We start from the raw sequence: 18,931 nt of genomic DNA, 5'->3' as shown, positions 1-18,931 counted from the left end.
CCATGCCCGACGCGATACCGCAGGGGGTAGGACGACATGGAACTGTTCTGGCTGGCCATCAGCACCATCGCCATCGGCGTCTTCGGATGCGTGGCGTGGTTCTGGGGCTCGAACTGGGTCCTCGACAGGATCCTTCCGGCCAAGGGGCCGAATGCGGGGGACAACATCCGCCGCGCCAACCAGATCAGGCCATGGCTGTTCCTGGGGCCCGCGATCGTCTTTCTGGGGATGTACCTGGTCTATCCGGTCTTCGACAGCCTGTGGCGGTCGCTGTTCAATTCCAACGGCACGCGCTTCGTGGGGGCCGACAACTATGCCTGGCTGCTCAGCGACGGCAAGTTCCGCGAATCCATGCTGAACAACATGCTGTGGCTGCTGTTCGTGCCCGCGGCCTCCACGGCGTTCGGCCTGCTGGCGGCGCAGCTGACCGACCGCATCCGCTGGGGCAATATCGGCAAGTCGCTGATCTTCATGCCCATGGCGATCAGCTTCGTCGGCGCGGGCGTCATCTGGAAGTTCATCTACGAATACCGCGCCTCGGGCGAGGCCCAGATCGGCCTTCTGAACTGGATCGTCACGCAGATGGGCGCCGAGCCGCAGATCTGGCTGAGCCTGCCCTTCTGGAACAACTTCTTCCTGATGATCGTGCTGGTCTGGATCCAGACCGGCTTTGCCATGGTCATCCTGTCGGCCGCCCTGCGCGGCATCCCCGAGGAAACCGTCGAGGCCGCCATCCTGGACGGCGCATCGCCCCTGCAGGTGTTCTTCAAGATCAAGGTGCCGCAGATCATGGGCACCATCGCGGTGGTCTGGACCACCATCACCATCGTCGTGCTGAAGGTCTTCGACATCGTCTTCGTGATGACCAACGGGCAATGGGGCACGCAGGTGCTGGCCAACCTGATGTATGACTGGATGTTCCGCGGCACGCCCGATTACGGGCGCGGCTCGGCCATCGCCATCGTGCTGATGATCCTCGTGACGCCGATCATGGTCTGGAACATCTGGAACGCCCGCAAGGAGGTCCGCTGATGGAGGGGATGGCCGGACAGAAATCCTCGCTCGGCTGGGCGGTGAACATCGCGGCGTTCCTCCTGGTGCTGCTGTGGACGATCCCGACGCTCGGCCTGTTCGTGTCCTCGTTCCGCGACCGCGACCAGATCGCGCAATCGGGCTGGTGGCAGAGCTTCTCGGGATCCGAGCAGACCGGCTTCGTGCGCTCGGGCACCGAGGGTGCCCTGCAGGACGGCGTCTGGGTGATCGAGGGCAGCGTCACCGCGGATGGCGAACAACTGGTCGCCTGGGGCACCAGCGCCCGCGAACCGGGTGCCCATGCGCCCGGCGACACGGTCGAGATCGACGAAGGTATCGACATCACCGTGGCCGATGACGGCAGCTATCGCATGGTGTCGGACACGGAGTTCGACATGCGCCGAGGAGAGCGGATCTTCGTCACCACCTCCTCGCCGCCCAGCTTCACGACCGACAACTATTCCCGCGTGCTGTCGGCCACGGGACTGGGGCGGGCCTTCATGAACACCATGACGGTCACGATCCCGGCGACGGTGATCCCGATCATGATCGCGGCCTTCGCGGCCTATGCGCTGGCATGGATGCAGTTTCCGGGCCGCGCGCTGCTGACGGCGGCGGTGGTCGGCCTTCTGGTCGTGCCGCTGCAGGTCGCGCTGATCCCGCTTCTGCGGATGCACAACGAGATGGGCATCGGCAAGGGATACCTTGGGATCTGGCTGGCGCATACCGGCTTCGGCCTGCCGCTGGCGGTCTATCTTCTTCGCAACTACATGGTGGGCCTGCCGCGCGAGATCATCGAATCCGCGCGCGTGGACGGGGCGACGGATTTCCAGATCTTCCGCCGCATCATCCTGCCCCTGTCGTTCCCGGCACTGGCCAGCTTCGCGATCTTCCAGTTCCTGTGGGTCTGGAACGATCTTCTGGTGGCCACCGTCTTCCTGGGCAACACCCGCGAACAGCTGGTGATGACCGGCCTTCTTCGAGAGCTGATGGGCTCTCGCGGGGGGGAATGGGAGATCCTGGCGACATCCGCGTTCATCTCGATCGCGGTGCCGCTGGCGGTCTTCTTCGCAATGCAGAAATACCTGGTCCGCGGATTGCTGGCCGGCTCCGTGAAAGGTGGATGACTTGACGGAACAGACGACGGATTGGTGGAAGGGCGGGATCATCTATCAGATCTACCCGCGCAGTTTCCAGGACACGACCGGCGACGGCGTGGGCGACCTTGCGGGGATCGCGCAGCGCCTTCCCTATGTCGCCTCGCTGGGCGTGGACGCGGTCTGGATCTCTCCCTTCTTCACGTCCCCGATGAAGGATTTCGGATACGATGTCAGCGATTACCGCGGCATCGACCCGCTGTTCGGGTCGATGGACGATTTCGACTGGCTGATCGAACGCGCCCATGAACTGGGCCTGAAGGTGATGATCGACCTGGTGATGTCGCATACCTCGGACCAGCACGAATGGTTCAAGGAAAGCCGCTCCAGCCGCGACAACCCCAAGTCCGACTGGTATGTCTGGGCCGATCCGAAGCCCGACGGGACCGCGCCGAACAACTGGCTGTCGATCTTCGGCGGCAGCGCCTGGCAGTGGGATGCGCGGCGAGAGCAGTATTTCCTGCACAACTTCCTGTCGTCGCAGCCCGACCTGAACTTCCACAACCCCGCAGTGCAGGACGCCCTGCTGGACATGGCGAAGTTCTGGCTGGATCGCGGCGTGGACGGCTTCCGTCTGGACACGATCAACTTCTACTTCCACGACGCCCAGCTGCGCGACAACCCGCCGCTGGCGCCCGAACTGCGCAAGGCCGATACCGCGCCCGCCGTGAACCCCTACAACCACCAGAGCCACCGGTTCTCGAAGTCCCAGCCCGAGAACCTGGCCTTCCTTGAACGCTTCCGCGAGACGATCGCCCCCTGGGGTGCCGTCGTCGTCGGCGAGATCGGCGACAGCGAACGCGGGCTGGAACTGCTCGAGGAATATACCGGCGTGCCGGGTCGCGTGCAGATGTCCTATGTCTTCGACTTCCTGTCGGGCGACGATCTGCCCGCCGACCGCATCGTGCAGGTCTTCGAGCGCATGCTCGAGGTCGCGCCGAACAGCTGGGCCTGCTGGGCCATGTCGAACCACGACGTGGTGCGCCATATCAGCCGCTGGAACCTGACCGACCAGGCCGCCAAGGCCTATTGCACGGTGCTGATGTGCCTGCGCGGCTCGGTCTGCCTGTACCAGGGCGAGGAACTGGGCCTGCCCGAGGCCGACATCGCCTTCGAGGATCTGTGCGATCCCTATGGCATCGAGTTCTGGCCCGAGTTCAAGGGCCGCGACGGCTGCCGCACCCCGATGGTCTGGGACATGGGCGTGAACGGCGGCTTCTCGACCTCGAAGCCGTGGCTGCCGGTGCCGCATACCCATCTGCAGCGCACCGCCGTCGCGCAAGAGGCCGACGCCCAGTCGGTCCTGCATCATTATCGCTGGGCCATCGGCCTGCGCCGCAAGCACAGCGCGCTGCGCCACGGCGACATGACCGAGATGGCATCCGAAGGGCCGATCCTGTCCTTCCGCCGCAGCGATGCCGAGCAGAGCCTGCTGGTCCGCGCCAACCTGTCCGACGACGAGGCAGGCGGGCTGCGGCCCTGGCAGGTCCAGATCATCGAAGGTTAGGGGAGGAACCGAAGATGGCCGATCTGAAGCTGACCGGCGTCGCCAAGTCCTATGGCGACGTGCAGGTCCTCAGCGATATCGACCTCGACATCCGTTCGGGCGAGTTCATCGTCTTCGTCGGGCCCTCGGGCTGCGGCAAGTCCACGCTTCTGCGCATGATCGCGGGGCTGGAACGGATCAGCGGCGGGACGCTGGACATCGACGGGCAGCGGATGAACGACATCCCGCCCAGCCAGCGCGGCATCGCGATGGTGTTCCAGTCCTATGCGCTGTACCCGCACATGACGGTGCGCGACAACATGGCCTTCGCGCTGAAGATCGCGGGCCAGTCCAAGGACCAGATCCGCGAGGCGACCGACCGCGCGGGCAAGATGCTGCAGCTGACGCCCTATCTGGACCGCCTGCCCAAGGCGCTGTCGGGCGGGCAGCGTCAGCGGGTGGCCATCGGGCGGGCCATCGTGCGCGACCCCAAGGTCTATCTGTTCGACGAGCCGCTTTCCAACCTGGACGCGGCGCTGCGCGTCGCCACCCGGATCGAGATCGCGCAGCTGAAGGCCTCGATGCCCGACCGCACGATGATCTATGTCACCCATGACCAGACCGAGGCGATGACCCTTGCCGACCGGATCGTGGTCCTGGCGGGCGGCGGCATCGCGCAGGTCGGCGCGCCGCTGGAGCTGTACGAGCGTCCGGTCAACGAGTTCGTGGCGCAGTTCATCGGCAGCCCCGCCATGAACCTGCTGCCCGGCCGCGTGACGTCCGTCGGGCCGGTCACCACGGTCGAGCTGGATGGCGGGCTGACCGCCCAGGTGGCGATCCCCACGCGCGCGGGCGACGAGGGGATGCCCGTCAACCTGGGCGTCCGCCCCGAGGACATGAGAGAGACCGACGGCCCCGCGCTGTTCGAGGGCAAGGTCGATCTGACCGAGGCCCTGGGCGAGGTCACGCTTCTCTATTTCGGGACGGGCGATGCCGAGGTGGTCCCGATCATCGCCAAGCTGCCGGGCATCCATCCGGGGCTGAACGGGCGCACGGTCCGGCTGACCGCCGATCCGCAGGCGCTGCACCTGTTCCACAAGGGGGAATCGCTGCTCTATCGCGACGGTCCCGAAGGGCTGCCCCCCTACAGCCCGCGCGTCGCGCCCTCGGGTGCGCCGGGCGGTGCGGCGGCCCCTGCGCAGGACGTTTCGGAACAGGGCGGGACCATCAAGCCCGAAGGTCCCGTCCGCTGATATCCGCCCATTCGCGGGCTGCGGCAAAAGCTGCAGCCCGCGACGCCCATGCCGTGCTATGATCCCCGGTGGGAGGATCACATGAGCGAACGAAACCACGCGGAGCTTGTCGCCGCGCGGTCGCGGTCCAATTCCGCGACCTCGGCCCTTGCGGCGTCATGGCGCCGGTCCCTTCTGAAACACGGGCTGGACCCGGCCGACCGCCGCGCCCCCGACCGCCTGACCGAGGCCGCGCTGGCCGACCGGCGACGGGCGATGGCGGGGTTCCTGGATGTCGCCTCGCCGCAGCTGGACCAGCTGTACAACCTGGTCGGCCTGTCGGGCTGCAACGTCATGCTGACCGATGCGCAGGGGATCGTGCTGGATCAGCGGGTCTCGGACGGGGATGCGCCGCAGTTCCGCGACTGGGGCCTGTGGGTCGGCGCCGACTGGTCCGAGGCGGCGCAGGGCACCAACGGCATCGGCACCTGCCTGGCCGAGGGGCGGCAGGTCACCATCCATCGCGACGAACATTTCCACACCCGCAATACCGGCATGTCCTGCATGGACGCGCCGATCTGGGGGCCGGACGGGCGGCTTCTGGCCGCGCTGGATGTCAGCAGCGCGCGGGCCGACCAGACGGAGCGCTACAACCGCCTGATCTCGGCGCAGGTGCAGCAGACCGCCCGCGCGATCGAGGCCGTGTTCTTCCGCATGAGCTTTGCGGGCGCGCGGATCGTCATGGCATCGGACGTGGCAGGCGACGCCTCGGCGTTGCTGGCGGTGGATCGCGACGATCTGGCGGTGGGGGCCACGCGCGCGGCGCGGCGGATGCTGGGCCTGGAACGCGAGGGCACGATCAGGCCCCGTCCCGCCGCCGATCTTCTGGGCGGGCAGGCCGACCTGCCGGCGCTGGACCGGGCCGAACGCGCGGCGCTGATGCGCGCGCTTGCGCGGGCCGACGGCAACGTGTCGCGCGCCGCCCGGGCCCTGGGGATCGGGCGCGCGACCATGTACCGGCGCATGGCACGGCTGGGCATCGGGCATCAGGAGGGCTGACTGTCCCACCCCTGAGACATCTTCTGCGGCGCGGCATGTCCGGGCGATTGCCCCGAATCGCGCCCGCCGCAACCCTTGGACCACACCCGGAACGGGAGATCCGGGCACGCACATCCAAGGGAGGATAGGATGCCGAACGACCAGACGCATGAATTCAAGGGCGTGGGCGTGATGCCCTTTGCCAGCCGCTATGACAACTTCATCGGGGGCAAGTTCGTCGCCCCGCGTTCGGGCAAGTACTTCACCAACGTCACCCCCATCACCGGCGCCGCCATAGGCGAGATCGCCCGCTCGAACGCCGACGACATCGAGGCCGCGCTGGATGCCGCCCATGCCGCCAAGGACGGCTGGGGCCGGATGTCCGCCACCGAACGGTCGGTCATCCTGCTGAGGATCGCCGACCGGATGGAGCAGAACCTGCAGCTGCTTGCCACCGCCGAGACATGGGACAACGGCAAGCCCATCCGCGAGACGATGGCCGCCGACCTGCCGCTGGCGGTCGATCACTTCCGCTATTTCGCCGGTGTCCTGCGTGCGCAGGAGGGTGGCATCAGTGAGATCGACCACGACACCATCGCGTATCATTTCCACGAACCGCTTGGCGTGGTGGGGCAGATCATCCCGTGGAACTTCCCGCTGCTGATGGCCTGCTGGAAGCTGGCGCCCGCGCTGGCGGCAGGGAACTGCGTCGTCCTGAAACCGGCCGAACAGACCCCGGCCACGGTGATGATCTTTGCCGAACTGATCGCGGACCTCTTGCCGCCGGGGGTGCTGAACATCGTGAACGGCTTCGGGCTGGAGGCCGGCAAGCCGCTGGCCAGCAACCCGCGCATCGCCAAGATCGCCTTCACCGGCGAGACGACGACCGGCCGCATGATCATGCAATACGCGTCCGAGAACCTGATCCCCGTCACGCTGGAACTGGGCGGCAAGTCCCCCAACGTCTTCTTCGAGGATGTCTGCCGCGAGGATGACGATTTCCTCGACAAGGCGATCGAGGGCTTCGTGATGTTCGCGCTGAACCAGGGCGAGGTCTGCACCTGCCCGTCGCGCGCGCTGATCCACGAGAAGATCTACGACCGCTTCATGGACCGCGCGCTGAAGCGGGTCGAGGCCATCGTGCAGGGCGATCCGCGCAACGAGGGCACGATGATCGGCGCGCAGGCCAGCAGCGAGCAGCAGGAGAAGATCCTCTCCTATTTCGACATCGGCCGGAAGGAAGGCGCCGAGGTGCTGACGGGCGGTGCCGCCGCCGACCACGGAGGAGAGCTGTCGAGCGGCTTCTATGTCAAGCCTACGGTCCTCAAGGGGCACAACCGCATGCGCGTCTTCCAGGAGGAGATCTTCGGCCCCGTCGTGTCGGTGGCCACCTTCAAGGACGATGCCGAGGCGCTGTCGATCGCGAATGACACGCTCTATGGCCTGGGGGCGGGCGTGTGGTCGCGAGATGCCAATACCTGCTACCGCTTCGGGCGGGCGATCCAGGCCGGGCGCGTCTGGACGAACTGCTATCACGCCTATCCGGCCCATGCGGCTTTCGGCGGCTACAAGCAGTCGGGCATCGGGCGGGAAAATCACCGCATGATGCTGGACCATTACCAGCAGACCAAGAACATGCTGGTCAGCTACAGCCCGAAGAAGCTGGGCTTCTTCTGATGCGGACCGGGGCGGCCCTTGCGTGGGCCGCCTTTCCGTCGCAACCGCCGGGGGGATGGCGACGTTGGGCCGGACCAGTTTCCCTGTTCGCGGACGACCCCATGCCCAAGGATACGGCCAGCCGGGACGCCGATATCGTCGATCCCGAAGATGCCGCCCGCTCGATCGGGCTGTTCCATGTCGGCCCCGACATGGAGGGCCTGGGCAGGCGCGGTCGCGGCAAGGGATTCAGCTATCTTGCGGCGGACGGGTCCGTCATCCGCGACAAGGCGCTGCGCAGGCGTCTAGATGCGCTGGCCATTCCGCCCGCCTGGCGAGAGGTGTGGATCTGCCCCGATCCGCGCGGCCATATCCAGGCCACGGGCCGCGATGCCAAGGGGCGCAAACAGTATATCTATCACCCCGATTTCCGCGCCCTGCGCGAATCCGCGAAATACGACCACATGATGGAATTCGCCGCAGCCCTTCCGGCCATCCGCGACCATGTCGATGCCGACATGCGCAAGCGGGGGCTGGGCTTCGACAAGGTCGCGGCGACCATCGTGCACCTGCTGGAACACAGCCTGATCCGCGTGGGCAATGCGCGCTATGCCCGGACGAACCGGTCCCACGGGCTGACGACGCTGCGGGAACGCCACGTGGACCTGTCGGGCAGCCGTATCCGGTTCCGGTTTACCGGCAAGTCGGGCAAGGAATGGGACCTGCGCCTGACCGACCGCCGCGTCGCCCGCGTCATCCGCAACCTGCAGGACATCCCCGGCCAGCACCTGTTCCAGTACCTGGACGATGACGGCAAGCGCCGTCCCATCACCTCGGGCGAGGTGAACGACTATCTGCGCCGGATCTCGGGGCGGGACGTTTCGGCCAAGGATTTCCGCACATGGACCGGTACCGTCCTGGCCGCGCTGGCCCTTGCGGAATGCGAACGCGAAGGATCGCGGACCGGATGCGACCGCACCCTGCGCGAGGTCATCGGATCGGTCGCCGCGCGGCTGGGCAACACGCCCGCGATCTGCCGCAAATGCTATGTCCACCCCGAGGTGATCGAGGCATGGCTGGCGGACGAGCTGGTCCTGGACATCCGCGACCGCATCGACCGCGACCTTGCGGGGACGGGGCTCGACCCGGACGAACGCAGGGTCCTAGCATTTCTGAGGAGGAGGCTGAAGTCATGAGCAAGGTCACCGCGACCCCCGAGGCACTGGCCCTTCTGGCCGAGATCGAGGCCGATCACGGCCCCGTCCTGTTCCATCAGTCGGGCGGGTGCTGCGACGGCTCGTCGCCGATGTGCTATGCCCAGGGGGAATTCCGGGTGGGCGAGCGCGACGTGCAGCTGGGCCATGTGGGCGATGCGCCCTTCTACATCTCGGGCAGCCAGTACGAGACGTGGAAGCATACCGACCTGATCATCGATGTGGTGCCGGGGCGCGGGGGGATGTTCAGCCTGGATAACGGCCGCGAGAGGCGGTTCCTGACACGCTCGGACATCTGTGCGACCTGAACCAGGGCCAGACGTTGTCGCGCGGCGCCGGATCGTCTAAGGCTGTGGCGGTTCGACCGAAGGGATTGCCCATGACCTACAGTGTGTTCATCGATGGCGAAGCCGGCACCACCGGCCTGCAGATCCGCGAGCGGCTGGAGCGCCGCGACGACATCCGCCTGGTTCAGGTCGATCCTGCACGACGCAAGGAAACCGCCGCCCGCGCCGAGGCATTCGCCCGGGCCGACATCGCCATCCTGTGCCTGCCCGACGATGCCGCCCGCGAGGCGGTCGAGCTGACGCGCGACATGGATGTGCGCCTGATCGACGCCTCGACCGCGCATCGGATCGACCCCGACTGGGTCTTCGGCTTCGCGGAACTGGCCCCCGAGATGCGCGAGCGGATCGCCGCGGCGCGTCACGTCAGCAACCCGGGCTGCTACAGTACCGGCGCCATCGCCATGATCGCGCCGCTGGTCGCGGCTGGCCTGATCGAGGAAACCGAGGCGCTGTCCGTCCATGCCGTCAGCGGCTATACCGGCGGCGGCAAGGCGCTGGTCGCCGAATACGATGCCGGCACCGCGCCCGCCCATTTCGTCTATGGCCTCAACCAGCGCCACAAGCACATCCCCGAGATCATGACGCATGGCGGGCTGCTGATGCAGCCGGTCTTCGCGCCCTCGGTCGGCAGCTTCGCGCAGGGCATGGCGGTGCAGCTGCCGCTGCATCTGGACGACGACCGCAGCATCGGTGCGCTGCACCAGGCGCTGGCCGATCACTATGCCGGGCAGGAATTCGTGCAGGTCGTGCGCGCCGACACCCTGGGCGCGCGCATCGACCCGCAGGACATGAACGGCACCAACCGCATGCGCATCAGCGTCCATGGCGACGAGGATGGCGGCTGCGCGCTGATCGTGGCGGTTCTCGACAACCTGGGCAAGGGCGCGTCGGGTGCGGCCGTGCAGAACATGAACATCATGCTGGGCCTGCCCGAGGGTCTGGGCCTCTAATCCACAGGGGCTGACCCGAAAACCTGTACCCTTGGACAGCTTCCAAGCGTACATAATAGGTGCATCCTGATCCAAGGTCGTGTGCCCGATGCCCCGTTCGAGGGTAACGGGCAGTCGGCCACTGATCAGGGAGAGCCCCGGAATGCCCAGCATCTACCTCTTCTCGCCTGCCGATTTCGGGCAGGCCGCGCCGGCCGCGGTCGGCACCTATACGGTCGTCTCGACCGGCGACGTGGCGCGGTTCAGCGACGACGATCCGCTGTTCAACGATGCGACCGCGGATCCCGACAGCCCGGACGAACCCGGCGCGCTGCAATACCTGACCGAGGATCTGGTGATCGACGGCGTCGTGGAAGGCACGACCGGACAGATCATCTACAACGCCGCCGAGGCGACCGTGGTGAACGACACCACCGGCGAAACGGGACGGTTGCTGTATGTCACCGTGGGCGGGACCGCGGTCACGGATTTCGTCAGCTACGCAACGACGATCCCGCTGCGCCCGGGCGACAGCTTCACGATATCGGGCTTCAGCTTCACCGGGGTCGAGGCTTATGCCGACATCGTTCCCTGCTTCCATGCGGGTACCATGATCATGACGGACAGCGGCGAAGTGCCGGTCGAGCGGCTTGACGTCGGTTCCCTAATCCGTACGGCCGATCACTGCCTGCAACCGATCCGCTGGATCGGCACGCGCCATCTGTCATGGCAAGAGGTTGCGGCCAAACCCGCCTTGCGTCCGATACGGATCAGCGCTGGGGCGCTGGGGGACGGTCTGCCGGCAAGAGACCTCGTGGTTTCTCCGCAGCACCGGATCCTTGTTCGTTCGAAGATCGCGCAGCGCATGGCGGGCGTCCCCGAGGTTCTGGTCGCGGCCAAGCATCTGTGCGGCATGCCGGGGATCGCTGTTGCTGAGGATGTCGCCGCGCCCGTCTACGTGCATTTCCTGATGGACCGCCACGAGGTGGTCTTTGCCGAATCAGCTGCGTCGGAATCGCTGCATACCGGGGCTGAAGCGCTCAGGTCGGTCGGGCCCGCGGCCCGGGACGAGATTTTCGCGATCTTCCCCGAGTTGCGGGATCGTGCATATCGCCCGGTACCGGCAAGGCCCTTGATCGGAGGGCGTGTCGGCAGGAACCTTGCGCGGCGTCACGCCGCAAATTCGCGGAGCCTGCTGCAGGCGCGGTGAAGGCGACAAGAACGACCGTTTTCTGTCGACTGGATGAATATCCGCCGTCTAGGGTCAGGACAGCGCCACAAGCACATCCCCGAGATCATGACGCATGGCGGGCTGCTGATGCAGTCAGTCTTCGCACCTTCGGTCGGCAGCTTCGCGCAGGGCATGGCGGTGCAGCTGCCGCTGCATCTGGACGACGACCGCAGCATCGGCGCGCTGCACCAGGCGCTGGCCGATCACTATGCCGGGCAGGAATTCGTGCAGGTCGTGCGCGCCGACACCCTGGGCGCGCGCATCGACCCGCAGGACATGAACGGCACCAACCGCATGCGCATCAGCGTCCATGGCGACGAGGATGGCGGCTGCGCGCTGATCGTGGCGGTTCTCGACAACCTGGGCAAGGGCGCGTCGGGTGCGGCCGTGCAGAACATGAACATCATGCTGGGCCTGCCCGAGGGGCTGGGCCTCTGATCGTTCGGGGGCCGGTCCGGCGACCGGCCCCCGTCCTGCGACATCACCCCAGCAGGGGGCGACCGTTCCGGATATGGCGCGCGATCAGCCCTCGTTGGCGGCTGCCCGAGGGGATCGGCGCTGCGGGCAGCGGCTGGAAGCCGGTTTCGGCAAGCTGCGGGAACAGGGCCAGGATTTCGGCCCGGGCGGCGGCGCCGACCGCCTTCAATGCCTCGGTGCCGGTGAATAGGCTTTCGGTCGGTGCGCCGTTCGACAGGATGATCTGGTGATCGTCGAACAGGATGTGGACATAGGATGGGGCGGGGCCGTCGGCGCAGATCTCGACGCCCTCCAGGCCGACCAGCGACTTGGCCGCGACCAGCACCTCGTCGGTCCCGAACATCCGCCGTGCGATGCCCGACCGCACCAGGACGCGGTGCTGCGGCGATACCATCAGATCCTGCGACGGCAGCCCCTGCCCAAGCGCGCCGCGCGCGATGCGGATCGGGCGCAGGTTGGGCTGCGCGGCGATCTCGGCCTCGGTCAGATCGCGGCGGCCGATCCAGCGGATCGGGCAGGCGGCCCCGTCGCGGTTCAGCACGTGGTCGCCCACCGCCAGATCCTCGACGGCGACCTGCCCGCGGGGGGTCGCGATCAAGGTGCCGGTCACGAAGCAGGGGATCGCCGAATAGGGGGTCTGCTGCGAATCAAGGCTGGAGGCGACCGTATAGGTCGTGCCGGGGATCGGCAGCTCCGGTCCGCTGATGCCCACATTGGTGCCGTTGATGCGGATCACCCAGAACAGATCGCCCGAAACGGTGGTGAAGCCGAATTCCAGCTCGACCTGGCTGCCTGCCGGATAGGTGATGCCGTCCAGCGTGACCGGCGAGCCGAGCAGCTGGTCGTTGTTCGCGGTCGAAGGTGCGGACCCGTCGGCCGGCGTGTCGAGGAAGCCGTCCGAGAACAGGTTGTCCGGAGAATCCGCCGGAAGCCCGTCATCGTCGTTCACGACCAGAAGCGACAGCGATGCGGGTTCGTTCAGCGTGAACCGGGTCCCGGCAGGATAGCCGACCGTGCTGACGGTCGATGCGCCGGTCCATTGCCCGAACGAGAAAAGCGGCACGATGGTCGAAAAGCTTGCCACGGCAAGTCTCCTGCATGGGTTCAATCGCCGTCGGCAATCTGCTTCGGGCTGTTCGCTTCGCGTTTACCCGAACATCGGTCAAGCTGTAGGGATATTATCGTGTGCGATCATTTGTCGTGGCAGGTGTTGCGCAAAGCACATCAGCAGCGACCAAGGCGGGGGCGCCCATGAAACCGGCAAAATGCGGAGGGATGGTGGAGCCGAGGGGAATCGAACCCCTGACCTCGTCATTGCGAACGACGCGCTCTACCAACTGAGCTACGGCCCCATCGGCATGATTTGTTGCGCGGGGTCCGAAGCTTGTCAAGGCCCCCGGAAGGGGGCCTTGCGCGTTCAATCCTCGGGCAGGGCAAAGGCCACCAGCTGGTCCGAGACCTGCGGCTTGATGATCGAGTTTCCGCCCACCGCGAAGACGACATATTGCCGGTCGTCGTAATCGTAGACCGCCGGGATCGACACCGCGGGCGCGTCCACCTGCGCCTTCCACAGCGTGTCGCCCGTCGCCGCATCCAGCGCACGGACCCGCGCATCCATCGAGGCCCCGATGAAGATCAGCCCCGAGGCCGTGGCCACCGGTCCCCCTATGGTGGGCGAGCCCCAGCTTTCGGGCATGTAGAAGCCCCATTTCTGGACCTGTCCGAAGGGGCGTTCCCACAGCGTCTCGCCCGATTTCAGGTCGATCGCGCTCATGATGCCGAAGGGGGGCTTCCAGCAGGGCATGCCCATCGGGTTCAGGAAATTCGTCAGCCGGAACCCGTAGGGCGCGCCGTTCTGCGGGAACAGCCCGCCCGTCGCCTCGGACCCGCCCGAGGTCAGCTCGGAATACTCCTCGCGCTCGATCAACTGATAGATCTGCGCCACGCGAGAGCTGTTGATGTAGAGGATGCCGTTTTCGGGATCGACCGCGCCGCCGCCCCATTGCATCCCGCCCGCCGTGGCCGGAAAGGCCAGCGACCCTTCGGTCGAGGGCGGGGTGAAGCGCCCTTCGTAGCGCAGATCCTCGAACTTGCGAGAGCAGTAGCCGAAGGAGGCGATATCGGCCAGGCCGAAGACCCCGCCCCAATCGTCGCCGATGGGCGATTTCGGCAGGGTGGGATAGGGCTGGGTGGCCGAGGACACCTCGCCCTCGACATCGGTCTGGGGAACCTCGCGTTCCTCGATGGGGAAGATCGGCTCTCCGGTCAGGCGGTTCAGGACATAGGCCAGCCCCATCTTGGTGGGCTGCACCAGCGCGGGCGTGCTGCCGCCTTCGCCGGGGATGTCCACCAGCGTGGGGGCCGACACGGTATCGTAATCCCAGATGTCGTGATGGACCAGCTGGCGCGACCATTCCACCTGGCCGGTATCGCCGTTCACCGCCGTGACCGAGGTCGCCAGCGGGATCTCGTCCAGGCGCGTGCCGCCATAGAAATCCGGGCTGGGGCTGGAGACGGGCAGGTAGACGAGGCCGTTCTCCTCGTCGACCGACATGGCGGTCCAGACATTCGAGGTGCCAGTCAGACCCTCGTAATCCTCGGGGATGGAATGGAAGGTCCAGACGCGTTCGCCGGTCCGCGCATCGACCCCGAAGACCGAGCCGAGCGGATTGTCCGCATCGTGCCAGTCCTTGCCCGCCCAGCCGACGATCAGCTTGTCGCGAAACACGGTGGGCGGTTGCAGCTGGGACAACGGAAAGTTCGCGTCCGGCGTGTTCCACTGGTTCACGTCCAGGATCCCGCTTTCGCCGAAGCCCTCGCACAGCTGGCCGTCATCGGCATCGACCGCATGCAGATGCGCGTCCATCGTCCCGATGATGACGCGCCGCGTGCAGGGGCCGTCGCCGCCCTCGGGGTCCTGCCAATAGGTGACGCCGCGGTTCTTCAGCTCGGGCTGGGTCAGGGGTTCAAGGACGGTGCTGTCGGGCTCGTAGGTCCAGACGATCTCGCCGGTGTCGGGCTCGACGGCGAGGATGCGATAGAAGGGCGTCCCGATATACAGAAGGTCGTTCGCCAGGATCGGCGTCGCGGACCAGACGGTGCCAGGCAGATCGCCCGATCCGTCGGAAACGTCGCCGGTATGCACCTCCCACACCTTTTCCAGCTGGCCCACGTTCTCGGGGGTGATCTGGGTCGAGGCGCTGTATTTCTGCGCCATCCCGTTGCCGTGGAAGGCGGTCCATTCGGTCTGCTGGGCCATGGCGGCAGGGGACAGGGCGGCAGCGGGCAGGGCGGTCATCGTCAGAAGGGCTATGCGCAGTTTCATGGCCGTTACCTCGCGATCAGGATGAAGATCAGCCATGCCACCAGCATGACGGCGACGGCGGCCATGACCAGCCCGGATTCCAGGAACCACGCACACAGGATGGTCAGCAGGCCGCCCACCAGCAGCATCACGGTCAGGAAGGTGCGAAACCCGCCGGGGCGCAGCGCGCCGGTCAGCAGCGCCCCCAGGAACAGCGCGGCGGTCGCGGCCACGGCCAGCCACGCGCCGGGCGTATGCGCGATGCCGGACCCGCGCCACAGCAGCTCGGTCAGGGCGGCGATCAGGGCAAGAAGGGCCGGGATGGCCATGAGCCTTGCGGCAAGCTCTTCCCGGGCGTTGTCGTCGGGGGCAAGGGCGCTTTGGGGCATGGGAACCTCGTGGAACTGGGGGTCACGGCGGCGTGAAGCCTGCGGTCTTACCCATCAATAGCGCGTGAGCGCCGCGATCGTTCCAAGATTTCATGCGTTTGGCGGCCCGCTGCCCCGCGCATGTGCAGGGACGGCCCGAATGCCGCCCCCCTCGTCATGTCACTCGGCCGCCTCGGCATAGGTTTCCAGCGGCGGGCAGGTGCAGATCAGGTTGCGGTCGCCATAGGCGTTGTCCACGCGCCCGACGGGCGGCCAGTACTTGTCCACGCGGAACGATCCGGCGGGGAAGCAGCCCTGTTCGCGCGAATAGGGGCGGTCCCAGTCCTTGACCAGATCCTCGACCGTGTGGGGGGCATGGCGCAGGGGGCTGTGTTCCACCGCGATGCGCTCCTCGGCCACGTCGGTGATCTCGTCCCGGATCGACAGCATGGCGGAGACGAAGCGGTCGATCTCGGCCTTGGTCTCGGATTCCGTGGGTTCGACCATCAGCGTTCCGGCGACGGGCCAGGACATGGTCGGCGCGTGGAAGCCGTTGTCGATCAGGCGCTTGGCGATGTCATCGACCGTCACGCCGTGATCCGCGAAGGGGCGGGTGTCGATGATGCATTCATGCGCCACGCGCCCGCGATTGCCCATGAACAGGATCGGATAGGCCCCGGCCAGCCGCGACGCGATATAGTTCGCGTTCAGGATCGCCACGCGGGTCGCCTGGGTCAGCCCCTCGCCGCCCATCATCAGGCAATAGGCCCAGCTGATCAGCAGGATCGAGGCGCTGCCATAGGGTGCCGCGCTGACCGCGCCGTCGCCCGTGCGCGGATCGCCGGGCAGGAAGGGCGCCAAATGCGATTTCACGCCGATGGGGCCCATGCCGGGACCGCCGCCGCCATGCGGGATCGCAAAGGTCTTGTGCAGGTTCAGGTGGCTGACATCGCCGCCGATCTCGCCGGGTTTCACCAAGCCGACCAGCGCGTTCATGTTGGCCCCGTCAATATAGACCTGCCCGCCATGTTCATGCGTGATGTCGCAGACCTCGCGCACCGTATCCTCGAAGACGCCATGCGTGCTGGGATAGGTGATCATGACGGCGGCCAGCTTGTTGCCCGCCTTGGCTGCCTTATCGGCGAAATCCTGAACGTCGATATCGCCGTTCGGGGCCGATTTCACGACCACGACCTTCATCCCGCACATCTGCGCGGATGCGGGGTTCGTGCCATGCGCCGACATCGGGATCAGGCAGATGTCGCGCTGATCGTCGCCGTTGGCGCGGTGATAGGCCTGGATCGTCAGCAGCCCCGCATATTCGCCCTGCGCACCGCTGTTGGGCTGCATGGAAAACGCGTCATAGCCGGTGATGCGGCACAGCTTCTCGGTCAGGTCGGTGATCGCCTCGTGGTAACCGGCGGCCTGATCGGCGGGGGCGAAGGGATGCAGCGCGCCGAATTCGGGCCAGGTGATGGGCATCATCTCGGCCGCGGCGTTCAGCTTCATGGTGCAGCTGCCAAGCGGGATCATCGCGCGGTCCAGCGCCAGGTCGCGATCCGACAGGCGGCGCATATAGCGCATCATCTCGGATTCGGCGCGGTTCATGTGGAAGACCGGATGGGTCAGGTAGTCGCTGTCGCGCAGCAGCGCCTCGGGGATGGCGGGGTGGTCTGCGCGGGCGGCCTGATCCTCGATCCCGAAGGCGTCCAGCAGGCGGGCGATGACGCCGGCATCGGTCGTCTCGTCGACGCTGATGCCCACGCGGTCGCGGCCCACGCGGCGCAGGTTAATGCCGCGATGGCGGGCGGCGGCCATGATGCCCTGCTGGCCGACGCCGACCTTGACGGTTACGGTGTCGAAGAAGGCATCGGGCGCGACCTCGGCCCCGGCGGCGCGCAGCGCATCGGCGATGGCGACCGCGTTCAGATGCACGCGCTGCGCGATGGCGCGCAGGCCCACGGGGCCGTGGAACACCGCATAGAAGCTGGCCATGACCGCCAGCAGCGCCTGCGCCGTGCAGACATTCGACGTGGCCTTTTCACGGCGGATATGCTGCTCGCGGGTCTGCAGCGACAGGCGATAGGCCTGGTTCCCGGCCGCATCGACGCTGACGCCCACGATGCGGCCGGGCATGGCGCGCTTCAGTTCGTCCCGGCAGGACATGAAGGCGGCGTGCGGTCCGCCATAGCCCATCGGCACGCCGAAGCGCTGCGCGCTGCCCACCGCGATGTCGGCGCCCATCGCGCCCGGTTCCTTCAGCAGGCACAGCGCCAGCAGATCGGTCGCCACGATGGCCAGCGCCTTGGCGTCGTGCAGCGCCTCGATTTCGGGGGTCAGGTCGCGGATATGACCATAGGTGCCCGGATACTGGAAGATCGCGCCAAAGACCTGATCGGCCTGCAGATCGTCGATCGAGCCGGTGACGATGCGGATGCCCAGGGGGGCGGCGCGCGTCTCGATCACGGAAATCGTCTGGGGATGCAGGTCATGGGCCACGAAGAAGGCATCGGCCTTGGATTTCGACTGACGCCGCGCCATGGCCATCGCCTCGGCCGCCGCCGTGGCCTCGTCCAGCAGGCTGGCATTGGCGACGGGCAGGCCGGTCAGATCCGCGACCATCGTCTGGAAGTTCAGCAGCGCTTCCAGCCGGCCCTGCGCGATCTCGGGCTGATAGGGGGTATAGGCCGTGTACCAGGCGGGGTTTTCCAGGATGTTGCGCTGGATCGCGGGCGGCGTGACGGTGCCGTAGTAACCCTGCCCGATCAGGCTGGTCATGACGCGGTTCTTCTTCGCGACCTCCTCCATCCGGGCCAGAAGAGCGGCCTCGGACAGGGCGGGCCAGTCGAGGCTGTCCGACTGGCGGATCGCCCTGGGCACGGTCTGGTCGATCAGCGCGTCCAGGCTGTCGGCGCCGACGGCGAACAGCATCTGCGCCATCTCGGCGGGCGAGGGGCCGATATGGCGGCGGTTCGCGAAATCGTCGGGGTTGTAGTCGGTGGGGTTCCAGCGGGTCATGCGCGCATCCATCCGGGGCGGTTGCCCCTTGCCTTGGTGTGGGAACGGGGGCCGGATGGGCCCCCGCAGGATCATGTCAGCCGATCAGCGCCTGGTAGGCGGCTTCGTCCATGAAGCCCTCGACGGCCGAGGCATCGGCGGGCTTGATGCGGAAGAACCAGGTGCCCATCGGGTCCTCGTTCACGGTGGCGGGCGCGTCGGCCAGATCGGCGTTCACGGCGGTGATGACGCCCGCGACGGGGGCGGTGATGTCAGACGCGGCCTTGACCGATTCGATCACGACGATCTCCTCGCCGGCCTCGACCTCGCGGCCCTCTTCGGGCAGCTCGATGAAAACGACGTCACCCAGCTGCTCGCTGGCATGCTTGGTGATGCCGACGGTGACCTCGTCGCCGTCGCTGCGCAGCCATTCGTGATCTTCGGTGTATTTCAGCATGGGGAA

14 protein-coding genes, 1 tRNA gene and 2 pseudogenes are annotated in these 18,931 nt (G+C 66.8%); 11 read left to right on the top strand and 6 right to left on the bottom strand.

The genetic code is table 11. The features are described from left to right. Nucleotides 1–36: 36 nt before the first annotated feature. The 11 genes and pseudogenes from F804_RS0107350 to F804_RS15920 form a co-directional block, all read left to right on the top strand. Nucleotides 37–1,032, top strand: coding sequence for a carbohydrate ABC transporter permease (locus F804_RS0107350; protein ID WP_022707103.1), 996 nt, complete (start codon nt 37–39; stop codon nt 1,030–1,032). Continuing rightward, entirely contained in the window at nt 1,032–2,159 is a 1,128-nt protein-coding gene (locus tag F804_RS0107345) for a carbohydrate ABC transporter permease (protein WP_022707102.1), read from the top strand. The genes F804_RS0107350 and F804_RS0107345 overlap by 1 nt, the downstream gene beginning before the upstream one ends. Then, on the top strand, nt 2,152–3,696 hold the full coding sequence (locus tag F804_RS15935; protein ID WP_211214615.1) for an alpha-amylase family glycosyl hydrolase: 1,545 nt from the start codon (nt 2,152–2,154) through the stop codon (nt 3,694–3,696). The genes F804_RS0107345 and F804_RS15935 overlap by 8 nt, the downstream gene beginning before the upstream one ends. Nucleotides 3,697–3,710: 14 nt before the next feature. Then, nucleotides 3,711–4,802 (top strand): annotated as a pseudogene (locus tag F804_RS15930) (ABC transporter ATP-binding protein); the annotation flags it as partial. 207 nt (nt 4,803–5,009) lie between these two features. After that, a complete protein-coding gene (locus F804_RS0107330; RefSeq protein ID WP_022707099.1) occupies nt 5,010–5,966 on the top strand; it encodes a GAF domain-containing protein in 957 nt (318 codons plus the stop codon). A gap of 129 nt (nt 5,967–6,095) precedes the next feature. Next, nucleotides 6,096–7,622 carry an aldehyde dehydrogenase gene (gene adh, locus F804_RS0107325; RefSeq protein ID WP_022707098.1) on the top strand — a complete coding sequence of 509 codons (1,527 nt, stop codon included), beginning with the start codon at nt 6,096–6,098 and terminating at the stop codon, nt 7,620–7,622. 101 nt (nt 7,623–7,723) lie between these two features. Further along, nucleotides 7,724–8,797, top strand: a complete 1,074-nt coding sequence (locus F804_RS0107320; RefSeq protein WP_022707097.1) for a DNA topoisomerase IB — start codon at nt 7,724–7,726, stop codon at nt 8,795–8,797. Continuing rightward, the gene (locus tag F804_RS0107315; RefSeq protein WP_022707096.1) at nt 8,794–9,123 is read left to right on the top strand and encodes a DUF779 domain-containing protein; all 330 of its coding nucleotides are present in this window, start codon (nt 8,794–8,796) and stop codon (nt 9,121–9,123) included. Before F804_RS0107320 ends, F804_RS0107315 begins: the two co-directional genes overlap by 4 nt. A 71-nt stretch (nt 9,124–9,194) precedes the next feature. Then, nucleotides 9,195–10,112, top strand: coding sequence for an N-acetyl-gamma-glutamyl-phosphate reductase (gene argC / locus F804_RS0107310; protein ID WP_022707095.1), 918 nt, complete (start codon nt 9,195–9,197; stop codon nt 10,110–10,112). A 142-nt stretch (nt 10,113–10,254) separates the two neighbouring features. Further along, on the top strand, nt 10,255–11,301 hold the full coding sequence (locus F804_RS17145; RefSeq protein ID WP_022707094.1) for a Hint domain-containing protein: 1,047 nt from the start codon (nt 10,255–10,257) through the stop codon (nt 11,299–11,301). 60 nt (nt 11,302–11,361) lie between these two features. Then, nucleotides 11,362–11,760, top strand: a pseudogene (locus tag F804_RS15920) (N-acetyl-gamma-glutamyl-phosphate reductase); the annotation flags it as partial. A 43-nt stretch (nt 11,761–11,803) separates the two neighbouring features. Here the strand turns inward: F804_RS15920 and F804_RS17140 are convergent. The 6 genes from F804_RS17140 to gcvH form a co-directional block, all read right to left on the bottom strand. Continuing rightward, on the bottom strand, nt 11,804–12,883 hold the full coding sequence (locus F804_RS17140) for a Hint domain-containing protein (RefSeq protein ID WP_022707092.1): 1,080 nt from the start codon (nt 12,881–12,883) through the stop codon (nt 11,804–11,806). Between the two features lie 192 nt (nt 12,884–13,075). Beyond that, a tRNA-Ala gene (locus tag F804_RS0107290) sits at nt 13,076–13,151 on the bottom strand. Between the two features lie 65 nt (nt 13,152–13,216). Then, nucleotides 13,217–15,124 carry a pyrroloquinoline quinone-dependent dehydrogenase gene (locus F804_RS0107285; protein WP_022707091.1) on the bottom strand — a complete coding sequence of 636 codons (1,908 nt, stop codon included), beginning with the start codon at nt 15,122–15,124 and terminating at the stop codon, nt 13,217–13,219. A gap of 5 nt (nt 15,125–15,129) precedes the next feature. Next, a complete protein-coding gene (locus tag F804_RS0107280; protein WP_022707090.1) occupies nt 15,130–15,492 on the bottom strand; it encodes a hypothetical protein in 363 nt (120 codons plus the stop codon). 159 nt (nt 15,493–15,651) lie between these two features. Continuing rightward, entirely contained in the window at nt 15,652–18,489 is a 2,838-nt protein-coding gene (gene gcvP / locus F804_RS0107275; protein ID WP_028725743.1) for an aminomethyl-transferring glycine dehydrogenase, read from the bottom strand. A 76-nt stretch (nt 18,490–18,565) separates the two neighbouring features. Next, nucleotides 18,566–18,925: a glycine cleavage system protein GcvH gene (gene gcvH / locus F804_RS0107270; protein ID WP_022707088.1), complete on the bottom strand. Its 360-nt coding sequence runs from the start codon at nt 18,923–18,925 to the stop codon at nt 18,566–18,568. Nucleotides 18,926–18,931: the final 6 nt, after the last annotated feature.

This window comes from Paracoccus zeaxanthinifaciens ATCC 21588, assembly GCF_000420145.1.
In the GTDB taxonomy this organism is placed as follows: domain Bacteria; phylum Pseudomonadota; class Alphaproteobacteria; order Rhodobacterales; family Rhodobacteraceae; genus Paracoccus; species Paracoccus zeaxanthinifaciens.
This window is presented reverse-complemented; position numbering and strand designations above follow the sequence as displayed.